The sequence below is a fragment of the Streptomyces sp. NPDC021212 genome, from assembly GCF_044332925.1.
Taxonomy (GTDB): domain Bacteria; phylum Actinomycetota; class Actinomycetes; order Streptomycetales; family Streptomycetaceae; genus Streptomyces.
The window spans coordinates 291,204-316,734 of sequence record NZ_JBIRPZ010000006.1 but is presented as its reverse complement, the minus strand read 5'-3'; the positions used below and the strand labels follow the sequence as shown (position 1 = coordinate 316,734).

The 25,531-nt window shown below is 71.7% G+C and carries 23 protein-coding genes and 2 pseudogenes; 21 read left to right on the top strand and 4 right to left on the bottom strand.

Annotated elements, in window-relative coordinates; all coding sequences use genetic code 11:
* Window positions 1-54: 54 nt before the first annotated feature.
* The 13 genes and pseudogenes from ACH4SI_RS18605 to ACH4SI_RS18545 all read left to right on the top strand — a co-directional run bounded on the left by ACH4SI_RS18605 (window position 55) and on the right by ACH4SI_RS18545 (window position 12,937).
* Complete coding sequence (locus ACH4SI_RS18605) at window positions 55-351, top strand: antibiotic biosynthesis monooxygenase family protein (RefSeq protein WP_398296827.1); 297 nt, start codon at window positions 55-57, stop codon at window positions 349-351.
* A 147-nt stretch (window positions 352-498) separates the two neighbouring features.
* A pseudogene (locus tag ACH4SI_RS18600) lies at window positions 499-993 on the top strand (cytochrome P450); the annotation flags it as partial.
* A 662-nt stretch (window positions 994-1,655) separates the two neighbouring features.
* Complete coding sequence (locus ACH4SI_RS18595) at window positions 1,656-2,687, top strand: hypothetical protein (RefSeq protein WP_398296826.1); 1,032 nt, start codon at window positions 1,656-1,658, stop codon at window positions 2,685-2,687.
* A gap of 30 nt (window positions 2,688-2,717) precedes the next feature.
* A complete protein-coding gene (locus ACH4SI_RS18590; protein WP_398296825.1) occupies window positions 2,718-3,989 on the top strand; it encodes an FAD-dependent oxidoreductase in 1,272 nt (423 codons plus the stop codon).
* A 116-nt stretch (window positions 3,990-4,105) separates the two neighbouring features.
* Window positions 4,106-5,509 (top strand): MFS transporter, encoded by a 1,404-nt coding sequence (locus ACH4SI_RS18585; RefSeq protein ID WP_398296824.1) that lies wholly within the window; start codon window positions 4,106-4,108, stop codon window positions 5,507-5,509.
* Between the two features lie 56 nt (window positions 5,510-5,565).
* Window positions 5,566-6,414: an FAD binding domain-containing protein gene (locus ACH4SI_RS18580; protein WP_398296823.1), complete on the top strand. Its 849-nt coding sequence runs from the start codon at window positions 5,566-5,568 to the stop codon at window positions 6,412-6,414.
* The gene (locus tag ACH4SI_RS18575) at window positions 6,411-8,783 is read left to right on the top strand and encodes a xanthine dehydrogenase family protein molybdopterin-binding subunit (protein WP_398296822.1); all 2,373 of its coding nucleotides are present in this window, start codon (window positions 6,411-6,413) and stop codon (window positions 8,781-8,783) included. Before ACH4SI_RS18580 ends, ACH4SI_RS18575 begins: the two co-directional genes overlap by 4 nt.
* Window positions 8,780-9,319, top strand: a complete 540-nt coding sequence (locus tag ACH4SI_RS18570) for a (2Fe-2S)-binding protein (protein WP_398296821.1) — start codon at window positions 8,780-8,782, stop codon at window positions 9,317-9,319. Before ACH4SI_RS18575 ends, ACH4SI_RS18570 begins: the two co-directional genes overlap by 4 nt.
* Window positions 9,310-9,951, top strand: a complete 642-nt coding sequence (locus tag ACH4SI_RS18565) for an SRPBCC family protein (RefSeq protein WP_398296820.1) — start codon at window positions 9,310-9,312, stop codon at window positions 9,949-9,951. Before ACH4SI_RS18570 ends, ACH4SI_RS18565 begins: the two co-directional genes overlap by 10 nt.
* Window positions 9,948-10,655: an isochorismatase family protein gene (locus ACH4SI_RS18560; RefSeq protein WP_398296819.1), complete on the top strand. Its 708-nt coding sequence runs from the start codon at window positions 9,948-9,950 to the stop codon at window positions 10,653-10,655. The genes ACH4SI_RS18565 and ACH4SI_RS18560 overlap by 4 nt, the downstream gene beginning before the upstream one ends.
* Window positions 10,652-11,503 (top strand): alpha/beta fold hydrolase, encoded by an 852-nt coding sequence (locus ACH4SI_RS18555; RefSeq protein ID WP_398296818.1) that lies wholly within the window; start codon window positions 10,652-10,654, stop codon window positions 11,501-11,503. The genes ACH4SI_RS18560 and ACH4SI_RS18555 overlap by 4 nt, the downstream gene beginning before the upstream one ends.
* A gap of 34 nt (window positions 11,504-11,537) precedes the next feature.
* Window positions 11,538-12,374: an Asp/Glu racemase gene (locus ACH4SI_RS18550; RefSeq protein WP_398296817.1), complete on the top strand. Its 837-nt coding sequence runs from the start codon at window positions 11,538-11,540 to the stop codon at window positions 12,372-12,374.
* A gap of 83 nt (window positions 12,375-12,457) precedes the next feature.
* Window positions 12,458-12,937 carry a MarR family winged helix-turn-helix transcriptional regulator gene (locus ACH4SI_RS18545; RefSeq protein WP_398296816.1) on the top strand — a complete coding sequence of 160 codons (480 nt, stop codon included), beginning with the start codon at window positions 12,458-12,460 and terminating at the stop codon, window positions 12,935-12,937.
* 65 nt (window positions 12,938-13,002) lie between these two features.
* On the opposite strand, the pseudogene ACH4SI_RS18540 reads toward ACH4SI_RS18545, so the two are convergent.
* The 3 genes and pseudogenes from ACH4SI_RS18540 to ACH4SI_RS18530 all read right to left on the bottom strand — a co-directional run.
* A pseudogene (locus ACH4SI_RS18540) lies at window positions 13,003-13,190 on the bottom strand (hypothetical protein); the annotation flags it as partial.
* 126 nt (window positions 13,191-13,316) lie between these two features.
* Window positions 13,317-15,404 (bottom strand): 3-hydroxybutyrate oligomer hydrolase family protein, encoded by a 2,088-nt coding sequence (locus ACH4SI_RS18535; protein WP_398296815.1) that lies wholly within the window; start codon window positions 15,402-15,404, stop codon window positions 13,317-13,319.
* A gap of 43 nt (window positions 15,405-15,447) precedes the next feature.
* Complete coding sequence (locus tag ACH4SI_RS18530) at window positions 15,448-16,770, bottom strand: CitMHS family transporter (protein ID WP_398296814.1); 1,323 nt, start codon at window positions 16,768-16,770, stop codon at window positions 15,448-15,450.
* Window positions 16,771-16,915: 145 nt separating this feature from the next.
* Between ACH4SI_RS18530 and ACH4SI_RS18525 the strand changes: the two genes are divergently transcribed.
* The 4 genes from ACH4SI_RS18525 (at window position 16,916) to ACH4SI_RS18510 (ending at window position 21,101) form a co-directional block, all read left to right on the top strand.
* Entirely contained in the window at window positions 16,916-17,860 is a 945-nt protein-coding gene (locus ACH4SI_RS18525) for a LysR family transcriptional regulator (protein WP_398296813.1), read from the top strand.
* A gap of 83 nt (window positions 17,861-17,943) precedes the next feature.
* Window positions 17,944-19,155, top strand: coding sequence for a CaiB/BaiF CoA transferase family protein (locus tag ACH4SI_RS18520; protein ID WP_398296812.1), 1,212 nt, complete (start codon window positions 17,944-17,946; stop codon window positions 19,153-19,155).
* The gene (locus ACH4SI_RS18515) at window positions 19,145-20,047 is read left to right on the top strand and encodes an HpcH/HpaI aldolase/citrate lyase family protein (protein ID WP_398296811.1); all 903 of its coding nucleotides are present in this window, start codon (window positions 19,145-19,147) and stop codon (window positions 20,045-20,047) included. The genes ACH4SI_RS18520 and ACH4SI_RS18515 overlap by 11 nt, the downstream gene beginning before the upstream one ends.
* A 58-nt stretch (window positions 20,048-20,105) precedes the next feature.
* The gene (locus tag ACH4SI_RS18510; RefSeq protein WP_398296810.1) at window positions 20,106-21,101 is read left to right on the top strand and encodes an aldo/keto reductase; all 996 of its coding nucleotides are present in this window, start codon (window positions 20,106-20,108) and stop codon (window positions 21,099-21,101) included.
* Between the two features lie 43 nt (window positions 21,102-21,144).
* Here the strand turns inward: ACH4SI_RS18510 and sigJ are convergent, their stop codons facing one another.
* Complete coding sequence (gene sigJ / locus ACH4SI_RS18505) at window positions 21,145-22,035, bottom strand: RNA polymerase sigma factor SigJ (RefSeq protein WP_398296809.1); 891 nt, start codon at window positions 22,033-22,035, stop codon at window positions 21,145-21,147.
* Window positions 22,036-22,256: 221 nt separating this feature from the next.
* Here sigJ and ACH4SI_RS18500 point away from each other — a divergent pair, with 221 nt between their 5' ends.
* The 4 genes from ACH4SI_RS18500 (at window position 22,257) to ACH4SI_RS18485 (ending at window position 25,293) form a co-directional block, all read left to right on the top strand.
* Window positions 22,257-22,640, top strand: a complete 384-nt coding sequence (locus ACH4SI_RS18500) for a hypothetical protein (RefSeq protein ID WP_398296808.1) — start codon at window positions 22,257-22,259, stop codon at window positions 22,638-22,640.
* Window positions 22,631-22,882 carry a hypothetical protein gene (locus ACH4SI_RS18495; protein WP_398296807.1) on the top strand — a complete coding sequence of 84 codons (252 nt, stop codon included), beginning with the start codon at window positions 22,631-22,633 and terminating at the stop codon, window positions 22,880-22,882. Before ACH4SI_RS18500 ends, ACH4SI_RS18495 begins: the two co-directional genes overlap by 10 nt.
* Before the next feature lie 34 nt (window positions 22,883-22,916).
* Window positions 22,917-24,704: a glycoside hydrolase family 9 protein gene (locus tag ACH4SI_RS18490; RefSeq protein ID WP_398296806.1), complete on the top strand. Its 1,788-nt coding sequence runs from the start codon at window positions 22,917-22,919 to the stop codon at window positions 24,702-24,704.
* A 184-nt stretch (window positions 24,705-24,888) separates the two neighbouring features.
* Entirely contained in the window at window positions 24,889-25,293 is a 405-nt protein-coding gene (locus ACH4SI_RS18485) for a nucleotidyltransferase (protein WP_398296805.1), read from the top strand.
* The last annotated feature ends 238 nt before the right edge of the window (window positions 25,294-25,531 follow it).

Below are 25,531 nucleotides of genomic sequence, written 5' to 3'. Positions count from 1 at the left end.
TCTACGCTTCATGGGCGCCACCCGCACCCTCGTCAAAAGGCAGGAGCCACCACCGTGATCACCGAGATCGCCCAGATCGAGATCCTCCCCGGCCAGGAGGAGGAGTTCGAGCAGTCCGTGGCCGAGGCACGGCCACTCTTCCTCGCGGCCGACGGCTGCCGCGGAATCGATCTGCACCGCAGCGTCGAACACCCCACGCGCTACCGGCTCATCGTCCAGTGGGAAACGCTGGAGCACCACACCGTCACCTTCCGCGGCTCCGAGAGCTTCGCCCGGTGGCGGGCCCTCGCCGGACCCCACTTCGCCACTCCGCCGCAGGTCGAGCACGTGTACTCCGTGCTCGCCCCGTAACGCGACGAGCAGCCGGGCCCGGGCCGGATCGCACCGGGCTACGGCACGCGCACGGCCCCCCGCACCACCCGCACCGGTCCCCCGCCGCCGGATCGGCCGCGATCGCGGGGACGTTGGCCGTGGTCAGCTCGGGGGCGTGTCCCGGCTCACAAGGCCATCGCCGGTCTCTTCCGCAATCTGCTGGCTCATCCGGAGCAACTGGCGGCCGTGCGCGAGGACCGTACCCTCATCCCGGCGGCCTTCGCCGAGACGCTGCGCTTCACGCCTCCGGTGCACATGATCTTCCGTCAGCCGTCTGAGGACGTGGAGGTGAGCGGTGGCACGATTCCGGCGGGTGCCACCGTCACCTGCCTGATCGGAGCGGCCAACCGGGACGGGAGCCGTTACGCCGATCCCGACGCGTTCAACATCTTCCGTGAGGATCTGACGGCCGGCAGTGCTTTCTCGGCCGCCGCGGACCATCTGGCGTTCGCACTCGGGCGGCACTTCTGCGCGGGGGCGCTCCTGGCGAAGACCGAGATCGAGGTGGGCGTCAACCACCTGCTGGACGCCTTCCCGACGATGGCCTTCACCGATGGTGAGGTCCCCACCGAGACAGGAGTGTTCACCCGGGGCCCCGGCTCGCTGCGGGTGCGCTTCTGAAGCGCTCCGCGGAAAGTGGCGCGGGGTGCGCCCGTTCAGCCGCGGCTGCGTCGTGACTGGCCGGTCCGCCGGACACCCCGCAGTGGTGCCGTGTCAGATGGGGCCGCAGGGCCGACGCCCTGCGGCCCTCGCATGTTCACGCGAGGACACCGCGCAGACGCGGTAACGCGACAGGGCCACGTACACCGCGACGGCAGTGCGCCGAGGGACGCGGGGGATGGCCATCGGAGCCCTCCTTGGGTGGGGGCGCGCCGCCGAGAACCAGCCATCGCAAGGCAGCTCAAGGCACGCGGTCCGGATGCGAACAGAAACCATCCGAGCACGTACGAACTCTCTGCGCAAGGCTTCATGTCAGCCGCAATCATCTTTCGTTCATCTTCGTGAATCCGGGAAAGGCGGCCGACGCCTGGGGAAAATGCAAGGTCAGCGGGGATGCTCTGGCCGTCGCGGCCACCCCGGGGGAGGAACTGTTTACAAAAAAGTTCGACCGGCCCCCTTGCCAGACCCAGGTCGTACGCGTTCGGATTAATTCCGTCGACGGCGCCCGTGAGACTCGCGTCTCCCCATGAGGCCACCTGACCGCATGGCTGGATCTCTACCTCTACGCATGCCCAGATTGTGCGATCGCCGTCTGCCACCTTTCCCTTCCCCAGGAGCGAGACATGCTCGACCTCACCTCCGTTGACCTGCTCGACGCGTTCACCCAGGAGCTGAAGCTGTGCAAGCTCAAGCCCGATGAGCACGTCGTCGTCCTGTCCGAGCCCACCAGCCGCGGCGACTACGTGGCGGCCGCCTTCGGCGCGGCCAAGGCCTGCGGCGCGCATGTCATCGCCGCCACGGTCCCCGGCGGCAACCCGTCGCCCTCGGACAGCACCCGCACCGGTGCCGGACCCGGCCTGAGCGCGGTGCTCGGCGACAGCGCCGCGCAGGATCTCCTCAAGGCCGCCGACCTCGTCGTGGACCTCACGCGGGAGGGCTTCATCCACGCCCCGCTCCAGCAGGAGATCATGCGGACGGGCACCCGCATCCTCTTCGTGTGCGACGCCCCCGACGTACTCATCCGCAACCTGCCCAAGCCGGAGGACAAGGCGGAGGTGCTCAAGGGTGTCAACCTGCTGAAGAGCGCTTCCGTCATGCGAGTGACCTCCGAGGCCGGCACCGACCTGACCGTCGAACTGCCGGGCTCGAAGCCGGAGTTCCAGGTGGGTTTCGCCGACGACCCGGGCCGCTGGGACCACTGGCCGAGCACCATGGTCCTGTGCTGGCCGCGGTTCTCCGAGGGCCGGATCGTGCTCTCCGAGGGCGACATCCTGCTGCCGTTCAAGGAGTACGTACGCCAGCCGGTGACGCTGGAGATCGCGGGCGGGAACATCGAGAAGGTGTCCGGTGGCGCCGAGGCCCATCTGCTGAACACCTTCTTCGATGACGCGAACGACGAGTGGGGACGCAGCCTGTCCCATATGGGCTGGGGCCTGATGCGCACCGCCGACTGGTTCGCCACCGCCCTGTACGGCAAGGAAGAGCTGATGGGCATGGACGCGCGGGCGTTCGCCGGAAACTTCCTGTGGTCCACCGGACCCCACCCCGTACTCGAGCGCGAATCGTATGCGCACGTCGACATCGCCATGCGCGGCTGCACCGTCTCCGTCGACGACCAGGAGGTCGTCACCGCGGGCCGGCTCGTCGACTGCTGATCCCGCCGCCGCACCGCGTCTGGAGAGAACATGGCATCCACCCAATCCCTCGACGTTGTCATCGTCGGCGGCGGGCTCGGCGGAATGACCGCCGCGCTGTCGCTGCGGCAGCGCGGCCATCAGGTGACCGTACTGGAGCAGGCACCGCGGTTCGGCGAGATCGGCGCGGGTATCCAGACAGCGCCCAACGCCAGCCGGGTCCTGCTCGGGCTGGGGCTGCGCAGGCAATTGGAGGCCATCCACACCGAGCCCCAGGACCAGGTGCGGCGCCGGTGGAAGGACGGCAGCATCATCGGACTGACCCAGCTCGGTGACTACGTCAAGCGGCACTACAACGCGCCGTACTGGCACTACCACCGGGCCGATCTGCACGGTGTCCTCACCGATGCCTGCGTCGACCCGACCGGCCCCGGCCCGGTGGTCGCGCTGCACACCTCGAGCCGGGTCGGCGAACTGGACCGGAGCGACCCCCGCCGCCCTGCGGCCGTGACCGAGGACGGACGGCGCTTCGAAGCCGATGTGCTGATCGGCGCCGACGGCATCCGTTCCCGGGTCCGCGACCTCATGGGCCTCCCGGACACCCTGCTGTTCTCCGGCGAGATGGCCTTCCGGGTCCTCATCCCCGGCGACCTCATCGCCGCCGACCCGGCCACGCGCTTTTTGATGGACCGCTTCCAGAGCACCATCTGGTACGGCCCCGACCGGCACCTGGTCCACTACATGATCCGCGGCGGCGAGTACCTCAACGTCGTCGGCTGCGTCCCCTGCACGGACGAGGTCGCCGAGAAATGGACCGGCTCGGCCACCGCGGAAGACCTGGTGAACGCCTACCAGGGCTGGGACGACCGGGCAGCGGCGATGCTGTCCAAGGCCAAGGAGGACGTGCTCTCCTTCGCCCTCTACCACCGTCGGCGCGACCCGGTCTGGATGGACGGCCGGGTGGCCCTCCTGGGCGACGCATGCCACGCCATGCTGCCCTACCAGGCCCAGGGTGCCTCCCAGGCCATGGAGGACGCCGCCGTACTGGCCGAGGAACTGGGCCCGATAACCGCCGACGGCGTCGAGGGCGCACTGCGGCGCTACGTGGACCGGCGAGCCAAGCACGCCGGCATGGTGCAGGACGCCTCACTGCAGAACAAGACCTTCTACCACTATCCCGACGGCCCGCAGCAGGAGGCCAGGGACGCCCTGCTGCGGCGCGGCTTCGACGGAGAATCCGACGTCTCCTACCACTGGTTGTGGAGCGGCAGCCCACTCGACGACCCGGACCTGGGCGCCTTCGACTACCGCTTCGCCCGCTGACCGGACTCTCCCCCTCCCCTCCCGCTCATCGCTCGCCCCCTTCGGGGCTGCTTCCCTCTCATCCACCTCGGTGTCGCCCCGCGCGGGCACATCCCCGAACACCCCGTGGAGCGACAGTGAAAACCGGCGACCAGATCGTCCAGGACCTCCCATGGAGATGGGGGGTCCAGGGCAGAATCTTCATCATCGGCGGCCTCGGCTACCTCTTCGACGCCTATGACATCGCCCTCAACGGCTTCCTGATGCCGCTGTTGGGCGACCACTTCCACCTCTCCCTCTCCCAGCGAGGTCTGGTGGCCACCGCCAATCTGGTCGGCATGGCCGTGGGCGCGGTGGCCTGGGGCGCGATCGCCGACCGCATCGGACGCAAGAAGGCCTTCAGCGTCACCCTGCTGGTCTTCGCGCTGTTCTCGGTCGCCGGTGCCCTGGCCCCGAACTATGGGATCTTCCTCGCCCTGCGCTTCATCGCGGGTGTCGGACTGGGCGGCTGTATTCCCGTCGACTACGCCCTGGTGGCGGAGTTCTCTCCGACGAAGTACCGCGGACGCGTACTGACCGCATTGGACGCCTGGTGGCCGATCGGCGTGACCCTGTGCGGTCTGGTCTCGACGGCCATGCTGTCGCTGGAAGGCAACTGGCGGTGGATGCTCAGCGTGATGAGCATTCCGGCGCTGCTGCTGTTCTGGGTGCGAAGGGGTGTGCCGGAGTCGCCCGTCTACCTCAGCAAGAAGGGCAGGGAAGCCGAGGCGCGGTCCGTCATCGACGATCTGGTCGCCCGCACGGGTGCGCCTGTCGAGCCGTACGTCATTCCCGCCCCGGTGGACGAGGCCGGGGAGAACGGCCCCCGCGCCGCGCTCGAACAGCTTCGTGGGGTCTGGAAGTTCAGCCCGCGCATCACCTCCGCCGCCTGGTTGCTGTTCGCCACCGTCATGCTGGTGTACTACGCGGCGCTGAGCTGGCTGCCGTCCATTCTCAAGGAGGAGGGCCTCGGCGACACGGCCGCCTTCATGAGCACCACGCTGATGAGCGCGGTCGGCATCCTCGGCGTCCTGATCTCCACGGTGCTGGTGGACACGGTCGGCCGGAAGTGGCTCATAGGGGTCTCGGCCCCGATCGCCTCGCTCGCACTGGTGGTGTTCGCGCTGGTGATGCGCATGCCCACGGGTTCCATCGTGGCCATCGCCGTCTTCGGCTTCCTGATGCAGCTGACCATCCCCGCCATGTACGCCTACGTCTCCGAGCTGTACCCGACAACGCTGCGAGCCAGTGGCTTCGGCTGGGCGTCCTCGTTCAGCCGGGCGCTCACCGGCTTCGCGCCGATGCTGTTCGGCTCGGTGATGTGGCCGCTGCTGGGGCTGCCGCTGACGTTCGGGGTACTGGCCGTGGCCGTCCTGGGGGCCGTCATCTGGACGGCATTCGCGGCGCCCGAGACAAAGGGACGCGACCTCGACGAGGACGACCCGACCGCGGTGCCCGCCCATGCGTCCCCGGAGCCGCCCGTCGGCCAGACGGTGCGCTGAGGGATCCCCGCCCCGACCGGGCTGCCCGGGTCGGCCTTCGAAACAACAGGAGAAACATGAAGCCCGCTCCCTTCCAGTACCACCGGGCGCGCGATGTCGAGGGCGCCACGGCACTCCTGGCCGAACTGTCCGACGAGGCCAAGGTCATCGCCGGCGGCCAGAGCCTGGTCGCGATGATGAACTTCCGGCTGGCCCGCCCGGGGCATCTGGTCGACATCGCCGGTCTGCGCGAACTCGACCATCTCGGAGTCGAGGCCGACGGCGGGCTGCGCATCGGGGCGCTCACCACCCATCACACGGTGGAGACCGCGCCCGCGGACCGGCTCGGGGCGGGTTTCGAGGTCATCCGCGAGGCCATGCGGTGGATCGGCCATTTGCCGATCCGGACCCGCGGCACCGTGGGCGGCAGTATCGCGCACGCCGACTCGACCGCCGAGTGGTGTCTGCTGGCCGTACTGCTCGACGCCGAGTTCATCGCCCACGGCCCGCGCGGGCGGCGGCGCATCCCGGCCGGTGAGTTCTTCTTCGGTTACTACACCACCGCCCTGGACCCCGACGAGATCCTCGTGGAGATCGTCTTCCCCAGCCCCGCGCCGCACGCGGCGCTCACCGAGTTCGCCGAGCGTCGCGGGGACTTCGCCATCGTCTCCGCCGCGGTCGATCTGGCCACCGAGGGCGAGGACGTCCTCGGCGGCCGGGTCGCTCTGGGCGGTGTCGCCGCGATGCCGGTACGGGTGCCCGAGGCGGAGGCCGTGCTGGCGGTCGGCGGCTCGTTCCGGGACTGCGCGGAGGCGGCGGCCTCCGCCGTGGATCCGCCGAGTGACGGACACGGCAGCGGCGACTACCGCAAGCACCTCATCCGCAATCTGATCGAGCGAGCCTGTGAGGAGGCGATGTCACGATGACCTCCGCCAAGAACGACCGGCTGGTCGGCAGGTCGGTGGCGCGCCGCGAGGACCCCCGGCTGCTGACCGGACGTGGCCGTTTCGTCGATGACATCGAACTGCCCGGCATGCTGCACGCGCAGTTCGTCCGCAGCACGGTCGCTCACGGGACGATCACCGAGATCGATCTGACGCGGGTGCGTCAGGTCCCGGGTGTCGTCGCCGCGTTCACCGCCGCCGACCTGGAGCTGGGGGACATCACCGCCCAGCTCGGCCGCCCGCTCTCGGAGTTCGTGCCGACCGCCATGCCCGTCCTCGCCCGCGACCGGGTCCGCTACGTCGGCGAGCCCGTCGCCGTGGTCGTGGCCCGCGACCCCTACCTCGCCGAGGACGGTCTGGAGGCCGCCAAGGTGACGTACGCGCCCATGCCGCCCATCACCTGCGAGGAACAGGCCCTCGCCCCCGACGCTCCGCGGGTGCATGCGGAGGCCGCCGGGAACACCCTGGTCGACGTCGGCCTGTTCGCCACCGAGGGCATCGACGAGATCTTCGACCAGGCTCCCTGCGTGGTCCACGTCGATATGCGAACCGGCCGCCAGAACGCCCTGCCGCTGGAGACGCGTGGCGCGGTGGCGCAGTGGGACGCCCGGGAGGAGCAGCTCGTCCTGCACACCTGCACCCAGACCCCGCATCAGGTGCGGACCGTGGCCTCCCGCTGCCTGCGGCTGGACGAGCGCGCGGTGCGAGTGATCGTCCCGGACATGGGTGGCGGCTTCGGCCTCAAGTGCGTGGTCGGCCGCGAGGAGATCGCCGCCGCCGCGGCCGCGCTGCGGCTCGGCCGGCCCGTCAAGTGGATCGAGGACCGCAAGGACGCCCTGTCCGCCTCGTTCCTCGCCCGGGAACAGCACTACACCGCACGCGCCGCCTTCGACGCCGACGGCCGGATCCTCGGCCTCGACGCGGACGTGGTGTGCGACATGGGTGCCTACTCCTGCTACCCGTTCACCGCCGGTATCGAGCCGCTGATGGCCTCCGCCGAGATGCCCGGCGTCTACAAGGTCCCCGCCTACCGGGTGCGCGGCCGGGCGATCACCACCAACAAGGCGCCCACCGCCCCCTACCGGGGCGTGAGCCGCCCGAGTTACGTCATGGCCATGGAGCGGCTCATGGAGCGCGCCGCCCGCGAACTGCGTCTGGACCCGGTGGAGATCCGGCGCCGCAACGTCATCACCGACTTCCCGTACACCGGCGTCAACAACATCACCTACGACCCCGGCTCGTATCTGGAATCCCTCGACCTGTGCGAGCGGGCACTGCACGAGGCGGGCTGGTACGACCGGCAGGCCGCGGCCAAGGACGAGGGCCGGCACATCGGGATCGGCTACAGCTGCTTCAGCGAGCGCACCGGCTACGGCTCCGCCGCCTTCGCCCAGCGCAAGATGGAGGTCGTGCCCGGGTTCGACCTCGCCGAGGTCCGCATGGACACCAGCGGCGCGGTCACCGCCACCACCGGCACCATCAGCCACGGCCAGAGCCATGAGACGACCATGGCGCAGATCATCGCCGATACGCTCCACCTCGATCTCCCCAAGGTCAAGCTTCACCAGGGCGACACCGACCGCATCACCTACGGCTGGGGCACCTTCGCCAGCCGCTCGATCGCTGTCGGCGGCAGTGCCGTACGTCTGGCGGCGGGCAAGCTCGGCGACAAACTCCGCGCCATCGCCGCTGCCGAGTGGGGCATCCCCCCGGAGGAGACCGAACTGGACCGGGGCCGGGTCCGCCGACGCGACGACCCGGATGTCGCACTCTCCTACGAGCACCTGGCCGACACCGCCTACCTCAAATCGCATCTGCTGCCCAAGGACATCGACCCGGGCCTCACCGCCACCGCCGTCTTCGACGTCCACAACGACGGCACCTTCTCCAATGCCACCCACGGGGTGGTGGTGGAACTGCACGAGGGCACCGGGCAGGTGGAAATCCTCGCCTACTTCTGCGTCGAGGACTGCGGTGTCGCCGTCAATCCGCAGGTGGTGGAGGGGCAGTGCCGGGGCGGCATCGCACAGGGCATCTCGGGGGCGCTCTTCGAGCAGATCACCTATGACGCCCAGGGCGAGCCGTCGGCCACCAGCTTCATGGACTACAAGGTGCCCACCGCCCATGAGATCCCGGACGTGGTGATCCACCATCTGGAGACCCCCTGCGCCTTCACCGCGACGGGCGCCAAAGGCGCCGGCGAGGGCGGCACCATCGGGGCCCCCGCCGCCGTACTCAACGCCGTCAACGACGCACTGCGGCCCACCGGCGTCGAACTGGACAACACATCCATCACACCGGAGACGGTCCACCGTGCCCTGACCCCCCGCACACCGGAGCAGACACCATGAACGACACCACCGGCCTGGGCGACGACGTCCAGCTCATCGCGCTCGACGTCAACGGCACGTCATACGAGGTGATCACCGCGCCGCGCCGCACCCTGGTGGACGTGCTCCGCCACGATCTGCGGCTGACCGGTACCCACGTCGGCTGCGAGCACGGGGTCTGCGGCGCCTGCACCGTGCTCGTCGACGGGCTCCCGGTCCGGGCCTGTCTGATGTTCGCCGCCCAGGCGGAGGGAACGCGGATCACCACCGTCGAATCCCTCGCCGACTCCGGCACCGGCGAGCTCAGCGATCTCCAGCGGGCCTTCACCGCCCACCACGGCCTGCAGTGCGGCTTCTGCACCCCCGGCTTCCTGATGCTGGCCCAGGGCTTCCTCGCGGAGCGGCCGGAGGCGACCAAGGAGGACATCCGGGAGGTCGTCGCCGCGAACCTGTGCCGGTGCACCGGCTACCAGACCATCGTCGAGGCGATCGACGCCTGCGCGACCGCCCGGCGCTCCCAGCGGGCCATGGGCGCCGAGGAGGACTCATGCAACTGATCAATACCGTTTCCGTCAAAGCCGAGCCCGACGCGGTGTTCGCGCTGCTCGGCGACGTCCGAAGAGTGGCGTCCTGCATGCCCGGTGCCGCTCTTGAAGGCCGTGACGGCGATGCCTGGCGCGGCACGGTCAAGATCAAGGTGGGCCCGATCACGGCCGCCTATGCCGGCACCGTGCGCTTCCTGGAGGTCGACGCCGAAAAGCGGAGGCTACGTGTCCACGCGAGCGGCGCCGACACCCACGGCAGCGGCGACGCCGAGGCCGAGGTCTCCCTGGAGGTCGTCCCGGCTCAGGACGGCGCCCAGCTCAACCTCTCCACCGACCTGGTGATCCGGGGCAAGATCGCCCAGTTCGGCAAGGGAGCCATCGGAGCCGTGTCCGACAGGATTCTCCAGCAGTTCGCCCAGAACCTCGGCAACCTTCTCCTTCGGCAGGAGGGCGCGGAAGCGTCCCCCGCCTCCGGCGCGGCGCCCGCCGCGTCCACTCCCACGGCCGGCGCCCCCGCCGAGGCACCCGGTGAGCTCAACGGAATGGTGCTGATCGCGGGCCCGCTGCTGAAGAAGTACGGTCCGGTCGCGGCCGCGTTCCTGCTCGGGTTCGGTCCGGGCTGGCTGCTGGGGAGGCGCCGATGAGCGGCGGACTGTACGGCGTCGCCACCAACCACACCTACCAGCGGGCCGGCTTCGGTGCCGCGGTGCGGCGCGGCAGCCGTCCGGCGATCGTCGTGGTGGACCTGACCCGGGGGTTCACCGAGGACTCGTACCCTTCCGGTGCCGACCTCTCCGAGGTCGTGGCCGCCACCACGCGCCTGATCGAGGCGGCCCGGCCGGTGGAGGTGCCGGTGATCTTCACCGCGATCGCCTACACCGAGTCCGAGGCGTCCGGTGACGCGATCGCCTGGCTGCGCAAGGCTCCCGGTATGCGCGCCCTGGTCGAGGGCAGCGATGCCGTGGCCATCGACCCGCGGCTGCCCATGCGGCCGGGACACGATCAGCTGGTGGTGAAGAAGGGGGCCTCGGCCTTCTTCGGCACGAGCCTCGCCGCCACCCTGACCAGTCTGGGCCGCGACACCGTCGTGGTGTGCGGCGCCACCACGAGCGGCTGTGTGCGGGCCACCGTGGTCGACGCCGTCCAGTCGGGCTTCCCGGTGCTGGTGCCCCGGGCCTGTGTGGGCGACCGGGCCGAGGGGCCGGCGGACGCGGCGCTCTTCGACATCCAGGCCAAGTACGGCGACATCGTCACCCTTGAGGACGCCGTCGGCTACATCGGCTCCGTTCCCGCCCCGGCGGCTCCTGACGCGGCCCGGCGTTCCCACCGACGAGGAGACAGCACATGACACGGCGTTCGGTCCTGCAAAGCGCGCTCGCCGATCTGGCCGAGGTGCCGGCCACGAGCCGGTGGGCGCGCTCCGGAGAGGTACGGCTACACGCCCTCGACTACGGCGGCGACCTGCCGTCACTGGTCGTCCTGCCCGGAATCACCAGTCCCGCGATCACCTTGGACTTCGTGGCACGAGAGCTGACCGACGTGGTCAGGCCGGTGGTGCTGGACGTACGCGGCCGGGGTCTCTCGGACGAGGGCGAAGGCTACGGGCTGGAGGAGTACGCCGAGGACACCGAAGCCCTCATCTCCCACCTCGGCCTCGACCGTCCGCTGCTTCTCGGTCACTCCATGGGCGCGCGGATCGCGGCGGCCGTCGCGGTGCGTGCCAAGGTGCCCCTGCGCGGCACCGTGCTGGCCGATCCGCCGATGAGCGGTCCGGATCGCGGACCGTACCCCACCGCCCGGGAGGTGTTCCTGCGGCAACTCTCCGAAGCCCGGCGCGGAACGGACGCCGACGAGGTGGCCGCCTCCTGGCCCACCTGGCCGCGGCGTGAACAGGAGCTGCGGGCCCGCTGGCTGTCCAGTTGCGCCGAGGAGGCCATCGTGGCCACCCACCACGGCTTCGAACACGAGGACTTCTTCGACTGGTGGCCCCGGGTGCCCGGACCGGCCCACATGCTCTACGGGGCGGACAGTCCCGTGGTGACGGCGCAAGGGGCGCGGGAGGCCGCCGAGAGCAATCCGCAGGCGCCGCTGCACAAGATCCCCGGCGCCGGTCACATGATCTTCTGGGACGCCCCGGCAATCGCCACCGCGACGCTCCGCGACGCGCTGCGGACCATCCTCTCCCCGACCGCCTGACCGGTGCCCGCTGCCCCGTTTCGGAGGAAACCCCATGGCAGACCATCACATCGGGCTGATCGTGCCCAGCTCCAACCTGACGATGGAGACCGAGCTTCCCCGGATGCTCAACGCACGGGAGTCGATCGCGCCCGACGACCGCTTCGTCTTCCACAGCAGCCGGATGCGGATGAAGCACGTCACCCCGGACGAGCTGCGCGATATGAACGCGCAGACCGAACGGGCCGCCCTCGAACTGGCCGACGCGCGGCCCGACGTCGTCGCCACCGCCTGCCTGGTCGCCATCATGGCGCAGGGACCGGGTCACCACTGTGTGGCGGAGGCCGGCATCACCTCCGCGCTGCGGGCCGAGGGTGCCCGGGCTCCCGTGGTCTCCAGCGCCGGCGCCCTGCTCAGCGGCGTCGAGGCGCTCGGCGCCCGCCGGGTCGCGATCATCACGCCGTACATGAAGGAGCTCACCGCCAAGGTGGCCGGCTACATCGAGGACGCCGGGATCGAGGTGGTCGACGCGCTCAGCCTCGAAGTCCCGGACAACCTGGCGGTGGCCCGTCTGGACCCCGCCGATCTACGTGACCACTGGCGCCGCCTGAACCTGGGCAGGGCCGACGCGCTGGTGCTGTCGGCCTGCGTGCAGATGCCGTCGCTGGCGTCGATCCAGCCCGTCGAGGACGAGGCGGGGCTGCCGGTGCTGTCGGCGGCCACCTCCACCGCGTACCGTATCCTGACGGAGCTCGGGCTGCCGCCCGTCGTGCCCGGCGCCGGGAGCCTGCTCGGCGGCCGACTCCCCCACCCTGCCGGGAGCGGCGCGGCAACGATGGCCGGTCGCAGCGTCGGCGGTACGGGACCGGTCCCGCTCGGTACCGGTCGGTGAGGCAGCGGCCGGGGCCGGCGGGCGCCTCGGCGCCCCGCCTCCGATGTCTCTCGGTGTCAACCGTGCGTGTTTAAGTAGGTTCTATGACTGATCCCACCCCGCCCGCCCAAACCGGGCCGGAGGCTCCCACTGCCCTGACAGCCGCGCCCGGCTATCAAGTGCGCCGTCTCTACCAGGCGTATCTCGCCGCGTGGGCACGGGAGGTGGACCCAGTCCTCACCGGGCCTCAGTTCGCGGTGCTGCAGACCGTGGAAGCCCATCCCGGTCAGGACCAGCGTTCCATGGCCGCCGCCGTCGCCCTGGATACCTCCACCATGGCCGATGTGGCTCGCCGGCTGGAGAACCGGGGTCTGCTCGCGCGGCGAACCGCGGCCGCCGACGGCCGTCGCAAGCTGCTTTACCTGACCGACACGGGCAAAGAGGCCCTTCAGGAGGCGAACCACCGGGCGCGAAGGCTCGACACGATCCTCCTGGACTCCTTCGACGAGGCGGAACGCGAACGGTTTGTCCTCAAGCTGAAGGCGCTCGCCGACCTCTGGGAGGAGCTGGCGGAGGCGGCATAGCCGGACCGTCAGTCCTCGACGGCGCCCTCCAGGACCAGCGTCAGCCGCAGGATGGCCGCCCGCGCCCCGTCCCCGTACGCATCCTCGCCGAGCGCGCGCAGGTCCCAGTTCAGCTCGCCGAGCGGATCGTCCTGGGTGTCGGCCAGATAGTGGGCGAGGGCGCAGTGGTGGAACGGGGCGCCGTCCCGTTCGATCTCCCGCCACAGCGCGGCGAGGCGATTGCGCGCCTCCCCCGGTCGCCGCCCCGGTGCAGCCCCCGGTCTGCTGGGCGACCGTTTTCATCGACGCCCTGTGCGGGCACCTGTCCACCGTCAGCATGGAGACGGTGGACCGGCCGGACCGCTGAGCAGGGCACCGGTGACACCGCGCGCACAGGGCCCTACGGCACGCGCACCGTCCCCCGTTCCACCCGCACCCGGTCCCCCGCCGCAGGATCGGCCGCGATCGCGGGGACGTTGGCCTCGGTCAGCTCGGGGGCGTGGCCCGGTTCGCCGCCCCGTGGCACCGTCCGCACCACCTGGCTGGGCGGCAGCTCCCCGCCCCGGCCGCGCAGCCGCTGCCACATCACGTCCAGCGCCTGCTGGTAGTAGTACCCGAGCGGGACGTACCGGTTGTCCAGCCCCGGCGTCTGCTCGTCGCTGTGGTGCGCGTGCGTGACCTCGACATAGCTGACGGTGGAATTACCTTGCTGGGCAAGGGCGTTGAGCCCCAGATACGGCCGCGAGCTGTGGTTCACGGGCACCCTGGTGTCGTCCCGGCCGTGCACGATGAGCGCGGGCTTTCCGTGCAGATCGCCGCTGCGCCGCGTGGCCTCCAGTCCGGCGGCGAGCCGTGCCGCCCAGCCGTCCCCGGCGGCGCCTCGCGGGGGAAACGCGAGCCGGTACACGCAGCGTTCGCCGCGCAGGTTGTAGTCGTGACGGCCGTCCGTCCCACGGGACTTGCTGTCGGCGACGGGCCCGCCGGGGGCGTTCTCGTCGATCAGCACGCCCGGGGCGGGCGCCCGTCCGAAGCTCGTGCCGAAGGCGGCGGCCAGCTCGGAGCGGCGGTAGGGCGCCGGGGTGCCGGAATCGTCGGTCCGCGCCCATCCGTAACCGCACAGCGCGTCGTCCACGGAGGCGCGGGCGTAGCTCATCGCGTACGAGGCCGGGGTCTGCGGATCGTAGTGGGAGAGCTGCAAGTACCCGGACTGCGGCTGGAATCCGGCGCGTACCAGGGCCCGCGCGGCGAGCCGGGGCAGACCGCCCTCCCCCACCCGTTCCGCGTCGCGGCGCGTGATGAGCCGGGGGTCGTCGCCGACCAGCGCCGCGCACCGGCGGCGGGCGGCGGGGACGTCCAGGGTGGCGTAGCCCGGCGCGGAGGGCTCGGTGACCGCGGCGCACGGCTGGAGGAGCGAGGCCAGGGAGTTGTACCGGATCAGCGGCAGCCCCGCGGCGGGCACGGCGCGCCCGTCCTGGCGCACCCGGATGCCGTTCAGCGGGGCGAGGTTCATCTGTGGTTCGGAGGCGACGACGGCGTCGATGAGCCCCGTACGGTCGTCCTCGCCCGCGGCGACGGCCGCGCCGCCGCCGTTGGAGACGCCGGTGGCCAGGACCGTGGTGGTGTCGGCGGTGTATCCGGTGCGGGGCGCGCCGTCCCGCTCGTCGCGGTTGAGGAGGGCGAGCGCGAGCCGCACCGAGCGCAGCACGTCACGCCCCCAGGTGGCCTGCGGGTCGGTCCGGGAGTGCGCCATCTTGTACGCCACGCGGTACGGGCGCGCGGCGTCGAAGCGGGCGCGCTCGGCGTCGGTCAGCCCGGCGTCGAAGGCGCTGCGGTCGCCGAGTGCCGTGCGCGGCCCGGTCGTACCGTCGTAGGCCATGGCCGTACCGGAGTGCAGATCGTCGAAGGCCGGGCCCATGCCCTTGTCGGTGTAGGCCACCGCGCACCGGCGGTGCAGCCCCCAGGACCCGGCCTTGCCGACCATGCTGTAGACGCCGCCGAGTCCGGTGGCGGGCACTGCCACGACGCAGGGCCGGGCACGGTCGAAGGTGTCCGGCACCTGGACCACGAAGCTGACGCTGTCCGCGCCGTGCCCCGCCACCGCCCGGTACTCGGTGCCCGCGATCCGGCCGTCGCCGGGCAGCGGGCGGCCCCGGTCGACATTGGCCCCGTACAGCCGCCCCAGTCCGCCGCCGGATCCGGCGGCCATCCCGGCGGACGCCCAGATGGCCTGGCGGCGCAGCTCGGCGGCGGTGGGCCGGTCGGGGTCGGCGGGGGCGGGCAGGGGGCCGCGCAGGCCGTCGAAGCCGAGCCCGGCGGTGAGCAGATCGTCGTCGGTGCCGTCGTAATGGACGGAGGTGAGGTGGTGGAATCCGGGCGGCGGAGCGGTGGGCGGTGGTGCGGCTGCCGCGGCGGCGGGCATGAGGGCCGCGGTCAGCGCGACGGTCAGCAGACTCGCGGACGTACGGCGGTGGCGGCGTACGGATGGCATCGCGGAGGCTCCTCCTCGGGGCGTCAGGGCGTTACGAACGCGTTCACACCGGGATCGCGCCCGTCGCCATGGCGACCGCGGTCATCACCAGCGTGGTGCCGAACACCCAGCGGAAGATGAACCGCTGGTGCTCGCCGAGCTGCACACCGCTCATGCCGAGCAGGATGAACGTCGCGGCGGTGAGCGGGGAGAGCGGGAAGCCGGTGGTCATCTGGCCGAGGACGGCGGCCCGGGCGACCTCGGCGGGGTCGGTGCCGAAGGAGTCGGCGGTTCCGGCGAGTACGGGCAGGATGCCGAAGTAGTAGGCGTCGGGGGTGAAGACGAGGCTGAGCGGCATGCTGGTGACGGCGACCAGCCCGGGCAGATGCCCGCCGAGGCCGTCGGGGATGACCTGGACGATCGCATGGGCCATCTTCCCGATCATGCCGGTGCCGGTGAGGATGCCGGTGAACACACCGGCGGCGAAGATCATGGTGGTGACGAGGACGACGCTGTTGCCGTGCTTCTCCAGCAGGGCCTGCTGGTCCTCCCAGCGCGGGTGGTTGACCAGCAGCGCGATGGCGAACGCGAGCACGAACAGCACCGGCAGCGGCATGGCCTCCAGCACCAGAACGGTCAGCAGGGCCAGGGTGAGGGCCACGTTGAAGACGGTGAGCGCGGTGCCCGCCCGACGGGTCACGCGCGGCGTCCCGGGGCCGTCGCCGGCGGCCGCCGCCGCGGCCGGTTCCGGGTCGGGTTCGGGCTCGGCGAGGGTGCCCAGGCGGGTGCGTTCGCGGCGGCCGATGGCGTACGAGGCGAACAGCACCCAGACGATGCCCGCGGCGAAGGCGGGCAGCAGCGGCGTGATGATGTCGGAGGTCTCGAGCTTGAGGGTGGCGGCGGCCCGCGCGGTCGGGCCGCCCCACGGGATCATGTTCATCACGCCCGCGCCGAGGGCGACGACCCCGGCGAGCACGAGCCGGCTCATGCCGAGCCGCCGGTAGACGGGCAGCAGGGCGGAGATGGTGATGAGGAAGGTCGAGGCGCCGTCACCGTCGAGCGCGACGCACATGGTCAGGACGGCGGTACCGACCGTGACGCGCAGCGGGTCGTTCTTCGCGATGCGCAGGATGGCGCGGATCAGCGGTTCGAAGAGGCCCGCGTCGATCATCAGGCTGAAGTAGAGCACCGCGAAGGCGATCATGATGCCGGTGGGGGCGACCTGGGACAGCCCGTCGAGCGCCATCGGGCCGAGGTCGTCCCCGTAACCGCCGATGACCGCGGTGACCACCGGCGTCAGCACGAGGGCGACCAGCACCGAGACCCGTTTGAACATGGTGAGCAGCAGGAAGCCGCCGATCGTGCAGAATCCCAGGGCTGCCAGCATGGGCCGCTCGCTTCCTCGTCCGGTCGGGTGTTGCCGAAGAGTGTCGGAGCGGTGAAAGATCCGCGTCCAGCATCGAACACAGATCTATCCATGCGTTCTGCGCAACAGTTCCCCCGGAGGGCGGTCGCGCATACGCTCGCCGACCATGGACGTCACCCTCCGCCAGCTCACGGCGTACACCGCGGTCGCCCGCGCGGTGAGCTTCACCGCGGCCGCCGCCGAACTGCACGTGTCCCAGTCCTCCCTGAGCCGTGCGGTCGCCGACCTGGAACGCACGCTCGGCATGCGGCTGCTGGAACGCGACACCCGCAACGTCGAACTCACCCCGGCCGGGGCGGAGGCGCTGCGCATCGCCGACCAGATCCTCGCCGCGCACCGGGCCGGCCTCGCCCAGCTGGGCCGCTATGTGGCGGGCGAGCGCGGCGCCGTGTCCCTGGCCACCCTCCCCTCGGTGGCGGCCGTCCTCCTGCCGCCGGTCATCTCCACCTTCCGCGCCCGGCGCCCCGAGATGACCGTACGGCTCCTGGACGGCCTGGAGCGCTCGGTGCTCCAGCGGGTCGTGGACGGCGACGCCGACTTCGCCGTGAGCACGGTCCCCCGTCACCAGGCCACCGGCGGCATACGCCTGCGGCCCCTGGTGCGCGACCGCTTCCACGCGGTGCTCCCCGAACACCACCCGCTCGCCGAGCGGGACGAGGTCACCTGGGCACAGCTCGGCCGCGAACCGTTCCTCGCGGTCGGTACGGACTCCAGCGTCCGCCGCATGACGGACGCCGCGTTCGCCCAGGCGGGCCGGGACGCCGCCCCGGCGGCCGAGGCGTCGAGCGTGGCCACGGTGGGCGGCCTGGTGGCGGCGGGCCTCGGCGTCTCCGCCCTGCCCGCCCTGGTCCACCCCCTGATCCCGCCGGGCCCGGTGGTCCGCCGCCCGCTGGTCGCGCCGGTGCTGGAGCGCCGCCTGTACGTGGTGCTCCCGGCACACCGGGCGCTCCCGCCGGGCGCGGCGCGCTTCCTGGAGGAACTGGAGGCGTTCCGGACGGCGGGCCACCGGCTCCCGGAGGGCGTGGCGTGGGAGGAGCCGGAGGCGGGCTGAGCTGTTTTTCTTGCGACATCCGCATGAATTGATGTCCCTTCAATGCTGGACCCTCATATCCCCCAGCCCGCAGCCTGATCCGCATGGAGGACCACACCAGCACACGGCAGGGACAGCTCGCGGGGCTCAAGGTGGTGGAGTTCGCCCACGTCGTGGCGGGCCCGCTCGCCGGGGGCATGCTCGCCGACCAGGGCGCCGACGTCGTACACGTCGAGCCGCCCGGTGACGGGGACGCCGCCCGGGCCATGGGGCCCCGCCGCGACGGCGTCCCGCTCTGGTTCAAGGTCGCGGGCCGCAACAAGCGCTCGGTGACGCTCGATCTGCACCACGAGACGGGCCGGGAGGTGGCCCGGGAACTGGTCGCCTGGGCCGATGTGGTGATCGTGACGCTGCGCGCCGGGCGGCTGCGCGCCTGGGGTCTTGACTGGGAGGCCGTCCACGCGCTCAACCCCCGGGCCATCCTGCTCCAGATCTCCGGCTTCGGCGCCACCTCCTCCCGCGCGGACGCCCCCGGCTTCGGCAAGATGGGCGAGGCCCGCAGCGGCGTCGTCCATCTCACCGGCTTCCCCGACGGCCCGCCCGTGCACACCGGCTTCTCGCACGGCGACGCCGTCACCGGCCTGATGGGCGCGTTCGCGGTGCTGGCCGCGCTGCACCGCCGCGACAGCGACCCGGACTTCGACGGCGAGTGGATCGACCTGGCCCTCTTCGAACCCCTCTACCGCCTGGTCGAGTGGCAGATCATCGCGTACGACCAGCTCGGCACGGCCCCCGAGCGGGCGGGCAACCAGCTCGCGGTCGCGCCCGCCGCGGTCATCAACACCTACCGCAGTGCCGACGGCGACTGGCTCACCGTCACCTCCGCCACCACCCGTTCGGTGCGCAACGTGGTGCGTCTGCTCGGTCTGCCCGACGCCGAATTCGCCACCGTCGAGCAGCAGCACGCGGGCCGCGACCGGCTGGATGTGGCACTGCGCGAATGGGTCGCCGGGCGCACCTCGGCCGAATGCCTGGAACAGTTCGAACGCGCCGAGGTGGTGGCCTCCCGCGTCTTCACCGCCGCCGACATCGCGGCCGACCCCGTCTACGCCGAGCGTGAGGACATCATCACGGTCGACGACCCCGACCTCGGCCCGGTCCGGATGCAGGCGGTCATCCCGCACTTCCGCCAGGCTCCCGGCGCGGTGTGGCGCACCGGCCCGGCGCTCGGCGAGGACAACGCCCTGGTCTACGGGGAATGGCTCGGCATCGACGCGGGGCGGCTGACGAAACTGGAGGACGAAGGTGTCATCTGAACCGTGCGCACCGGCCCGGGTCCCTCTGCGCTCCCTGCTCTTCGTCCCCGGCAGCAGAACCGACTGGCTGCCCAAGGCCGAGGCGGCGGGCGCCGACGCCGTGATCCTCGACCTGGAGGACGCGGTCCCCGACGACGGCAAAGCGGCGGCTCTGGACGCCGTGACCCACGCCATCGACCAGGCAACATCGCGCATGCGGCTGTTCGTCCGCGTCAACTCGCTCGACCACGCGGCGGGCTGGCAGGCCGCCGACGAGCTGCGCGCCGTGGCCCGCCCCGGCCTCTACGGGATCGTGCTGCCCAAGGTCGCCCACGCCGACGATGTGACGGCCGCCGACCGGATGCTGGCGTGGTGCGAGCGCCACCACGGGCTGCCCGAGGGCCACTTCGCGCTCGTACCCCTGCTGGAGACGGCGCGCGGACTGCGCGAGGCCTACGCCATCGGCCGCGCCGCCGCCCGCATCGCCCACCTGGGCGCGCTCACCGGCCCCGGCGGGGACGTCGAACGCGCCGTGGGCTACCGCTGGAGCCCGGACGGCGACGAGACACGCGAACTGCGCGCCCGGGTGCTGCTCGACGCCCGCGCCGCGGACCGCCCCCACCCGGTGGCCGGGCTGTGGACCGACATCGCGGACCTCGACGGACTGCGCCGCTTCGCCGAGCAGAACCGCGCCCTGGGATACGAGGGGCTGGCGGTCATCCACCCCTCCCATGTGCCGGTCGTCAACGAGGTGTTCTCCCCCGGGCCCGACGAGCTGGCCCGCTGCGCGCGGCTGATCGCGGCGGTGGAGGAGGCCCAGGCGCGGGGGGCCGGGGCCGTGCGGTTCGAGGGGCGGATGGTGGACGAGGCGATGGCGGCCACGGCCCGCCACACGCTCGCCCTGCACGGCTGATCTCCTTGCCGAGCCGGTCTTGCCTCCGTGTGCGCTCCAACTCCTACGCTCCACGGACATGGAGACCATGGCGCACAACAGAACGCTGGGCCGCAGTGGCATCGAGGTGAGCGCCCTCGGCTTCGGCTGCTGGGCCATCGGCGGTGAGTGGCAGTCCCCCGACGGGCAGCCGCTGGGCTGGGGCAAGGTCGACGACGACGAGTCCGTACGGGGGATCCGGCGTGCGCTCGACCTCGGCGTCACCTTCTTCGACACCGCCGACGCGTACGGCACCGGCCACAGCGAACGGCTGCTCGGCCGCGCCCTCGGCAAGCGCCGCGCCGATGTCCTCGTCGCCACGAAGTGGGGCAACGTCTTCGACGAGCGGACCCGGACCCGCGAGGGGCAGGACGACTCCCCGGAGCACGCACGCCGCGCCCTGACCGCCTCCCTGCGGCGCCTGGACACCGACCACATCGACCTGTACCAGCTCCACATCTCCGACGCCGACCCGGAGCGGGCCGCGCGGCTCCGCGAGACCTGCGAGGAGTTCGTGCGCGAGGGGCTCATCCGCGCGTACGCCTGGAGCACCGGCGACCCCGCCCGGGCCGCCGTCTTCGCCGAGGGCCCGCACTGCGCGGCCGTCCAGCACCGCCTGAACATCCTCCAGGACGCGCCCGAACTCCTCGCCCTCTGCGCGGAGTCGGACCTCGCCAGCATCAACCGGAGCCCGCTCGCCATGGGGCTGCTCACGGGCAAGCACGCCGCCGGGCGCGCCCTGGAGGCCGGCGACATCCGCAACGCGCCACCCGCCTGGCTGCCGGGGTTCACCGCGAACGCCGGGGCCGACCCGGCCTGGCTCCAGCGGGTCGACGCCCTGCGGTCCCTCCTCACCAGCGGCGGCCGCACCCTCGCGCAGGGCGCCCTCGCCTGGATCTGGGCCCGCGCCCCGCGGACGATCCCCATCCCCGGCTTCCGCACGGTCGCCCAAGCCGAGGAGAACGCGGGCGCGATCGCCAAGGGCCCGCTCACCGCCGGGCAGATGGCCGACGTCGAGCGGATCCTGGGGCGATAACGGCGCCGGACGAGGGCACCCCGGCGCTCTCGGTCCAGCGCCGTCAATCCAGCGCCGTCAGGTCGATCCGGGCCAGCCGGTCCGGATCGGCGAGGATGTCGATCGCGGCGATCTTCCCGTCCGTGACCGTGAAGCCCAGCACCGAGGCCGGCCTGCCCCCGCGGGTCCCGACCACCCCGACGGCCCCGTTGACCAGCACGGGCCGGGGGACGGAGTCCTCGCCCCCGGAGCGGGCGAAGGTGAGCGCCTGGTTGGCCACGCCCTCCGCCCCGCGCACCGTGCGGAACGCGACGGGGGCGGCGGCACCGAAGTCGGTGCGCAGCACGACCTCCGGGTCGAGCAGGGCGATGAGCCCGTCGAAGTCCCCCTCGCGCGCGGCGGCGAGGAAGGCGTCGACCACCGCCCGCTGCCGGGCCAGGTCCGGGTCGGGAATGGGCGCCGCGCCCCGGACCCGGCGGCGGGCCCGGCTGGCGAGCTGACGGGCCGCGGCCGGGGTGCGGCCGACGATGGGCGCGATCTCGTCGAACGGCACGCCGAACAGATCGTGCAGGACGAAGGCCAGCCGCTCGGCGGGAGCCAGGGCGTCGAGGACGACCAGCAGGGCGAGGCCGACCGAGTCGGCGAGCAGCGCCCGGTCCTCCGGGTCGACGCCGCCCGCACCGCTGAGGACCGGGTCCGGCACATGTTCCCCGAGGGGTTCTTCCCGCCGCGCGGTGCGCGAGCGCAGCATGTCGAGGCACACGCGGCCGACGACCGTGGTCAGCCATCCGCCCAGGTTCGTCACCTCGGCGGTGTCGGAACGGCTGAGCCGTATCCAGGCCTCCTGGACGGCGTCGTCGGCCTCGCTGAGCGAGCCGAGCATGCGATAGGCCACCGCCCGCAGGTGTCCGCGGTGTGCCTCGAAGGTCTCCGCCAGGAACGCGTTTCCGCCCATCGGCCCTCTCGCCCCTCTCTCGTCCTGTGTCATCAGAACACTGACGTATGGGCCGCGGCCGATGTGACAGGACGGACGGACGCCACCGCGGACCCATACGCCCGTTCAGCCCCTCCCCCCTTGACGCACCGCGTCCGCCTCACTACATAACTTGGGAGCGCTCCCAAGTTGTTCGCAGTCCGGACATCGTTGCCATGTCGCTCCCCCACCAGGAGTCGCCCATGCGTACGACCGCCCCCACCGGCGCCGCTCCCCGCATCATGGCCGTCGCGTTCGCCGCCATAGCCGCCCTGCTGCTGTCCCTGCCCTCCCTCGCGCCACCGGCCCGCGCCGCCGCTGCGGAGATACCGGCCGCGGCCGGATTACACGTCGCGGGCGGCAAGCTCGTCGAGGGCAACGGCAGCCCCTTCGTGATGCGCGGCGTCAACCACGCCCACACCTGGTACGCCACCCGGACCACCCAGGCGCTCTCCGACATCAAGGCGCTGGGCGCCAACACCGTCCGGGTGGTGCTGTCCACCGGGGACCGCTGGACCAAGAACGACACCGCCGATGTGACCAACGTCGTCGCGCAGTGCAAGCGCAACCGAATCCCTTGGTCGTAGGCGAGTTCGGTCACAACCACTCCGACGGCAACCCCGACGAGGACGCCATCATGGCGAACGCCCAGGCCCTTGGCGTCGGCTACCTCGGCTGGTCCTGGAGCGGCAACAGCGGCGGTGTCGAATACCTCGACATGGCCACCGGGTTCAACGCCGCGGCGCTGACCGGCTGGGGTCAACGGATCTTCAAGGGGGCGAACGGTATCGGCTCGACGTCCACAGAAGCCACGGTCTACCGCTCCTAGCCCGATACTCCCCAGACAAGAAGGGCCTCCCACCATGCCCACGTCCTATGTACCGCGCACCGCCGCCGCCCTCGTGGCCGGAGCGCTGTTACTCCTCACCGCGCCCACCACCCAGGCGGCCGTGGCCGCGCCCTCGGCCGTCCACGTCAACCAGCTCGGCTACCTGCCGGACGGCCCCAAACGCGCCACCGTCGTCAGCGCGAGCACCACCGCACTCCCCTGGCAGCTGCGCGACGCCTCCGGCGGGACGGCCGCCTCCGGCACCACCACCCCGGGCGGCGCCGACGCCGCCTCCGGCGACTCCACCCAGCTGGTGGACTTCTCCTCGTACCGGCAAACGGGCACCGGCTACACCCTCACCGTGGACGGCCGGACCAGCCATCCGTTCGACATCCGCGCGGGCCTGTACGACGGGTTGCGAGCCGACGCGATGTCGTTCTTCTACCAGCAGCGCTCCGGCACACCCATCGAGGCGCGGCTCGCCGGTGCGGCGTACGCGCGCCCGGCCGGCCACCTCGGTGTCGCGCCCAACACGGGTGACACCAGCGTGCCGTGCCAACCCGGCGTGTGCGACTACGCGCGAGATGTCCGCGGCGGCTGGTACGACGCCGGTGACCAGGGCAAATACGTGGTCAACGGGGGCATCGCCACCTGGCAGCTGGTGAACTCCTTCGAGCGCGCCAAGCGGGCCGGGCACGCCGCCGCGCTCGGCGACTCCACCCTGCGCGTGCCCGAGCGGGGCAACAAGGTGCCCGACGTCCTCGACGAGGCGCGCTGGGAGCTGGAGTTCCTGATGCGGATGCAGATCCCGGACGGGAAACCGCTCGCGGGCATGGCCTTCCACAAGATCCATGACGCTGCCTGGACCGGTCTGCCGACCCGTCCCGAACAGGACTCCCAGCCGCGCGAACTCCACCCGCCGTCCACCGCCGCCACCCTCAACCTGGCGGCCACGGCGGCACAGTGCGCACGGGTCTACGCCCCCTACGACCCGGCCTTCGCCGCCCGCTGCCTCACCTCCGCCCGCCGCGCCTGGACCGCCGCCCGGGCCCACCCCGACCTGCTCGCACCGGACTCCGACAGCACGGGCGGCGGCGCGTACGGGGACACCCGGGTCGGCGACGAGTTCTACTGGGCGGCCGCCGAGCTGTACGCCACCACCAAGGAGAGCCAATACCGGGACGCGGTGACCTCCTCGCCCTTCCACACCGCGGACGACGTCTTCACGCCGGGCTTCGCCTGGCCCGACACCGCCGCCCTCGGCCGCATCACCCTGGCCACCGTCCCGAACAACCTGCCCGCCACCGACCTCACCCGCGTCCGCGCCTCGGTGGTGTCCGCCGCCGACGCCTACCTGGCCACCATGGCCCGCCAGGGATACGCCGTCCCCCTGCCCGCCGACGGATACGTCTGGGGCTCCAACGGCCAGGTGGCCAACAACGCGAGCGTCATCGCCATCGCCTACGAACTCACCCAGCGCCCCCGCTACCGCACCGGAGCGCTGGAGGCCCTGGACTACCTCCTCGGCCGCAACGCCCTCGGCCAGTCCTACATCACCGGCTACGGCGACCACGCCTCACTCAACCAGCACCACCGCTTCTGGGCCCACCAGTACGACCCGTCCCTGCCGAACCCGCCCGCAGGCTCCGTCGCGGGCGGCCCGAACGCGGCCCTGCAGGATCCGGTGGCGCAGGAGAAGTTGGCGGGGTGCTCGCCCGCGAAGTGCTACATCGACGACATCGGCTCGTACTCCACCAACGAGGTGGCGATCAACTGGAACGCCCCTGTGGCGTGGCTGGTGGCCTTCGCGGCCGAGCGCTGAGGTGAGTCCCGACATCGCCGCGGTGAGGGCTGAGACGATGCACCCATGGACGGTCGCATCACTCCGGTAACCCAAGCTCTGGATCTGATCAGGGACCGCTTCCCGCACGCCCTGGGCGCCGTACTCGGAGGTTCGGCCGCCCAGGGCCCGACCAGGGCCTGCTCCTGGCCGACCCCACGGTCATGTGTCCCGCCTGCGCGAACAGGCGCGAGCGGTGTTGGCGTCCGGCCCTCCGCCGCTGACTCCGGCGGAGTGGGAGCGCGGACGCTACGTCCTCACCTGCTTCATGGACGACCTGACGGACACCCCACCGGCCGACCGGTACGAACAGCTCTCCCTCGCCGACTTCACCCTCCGCGAGGCGGCACACCTCCTCATCGCCCACCACGGCGGCTGGACGGGCGTCGGCAAGTGGCTACCCCGCAGGCTGCTGAGCGCGGACCCGGTGCGGGGCAAGGACCTGCTGCAAGGCCATCAGGCCGTGGCCGAACTCGCGGACCCCACCCCACTGGTGGCGGCCGCGGCACACGTGCTCGACGTTCTCGGGGGACCGCTGCGGGAAGGGTACACACAGCGCTGGCACGCTTGAGCTCGTCTCCTCCCCGGAATCTCCCACGAAGGGAAACGTGCATGGCCTGGGGCCTGGTCGCGGTGTTACGGGAACGCAATGCCCGCTGCTATCTGACGGGCGTGCTCGTCTCCGGGGTCGGGGATTCGGCCATGTCACTGGCCGCCGGGGTCTGGGTCAAGGAGCTCACCGGTTCCAGCAGCCTCGCGGCCCTGGTGACGGTGTGCGTCTGGGCGCCTGCCCTGCTGGGGCCGTCCCT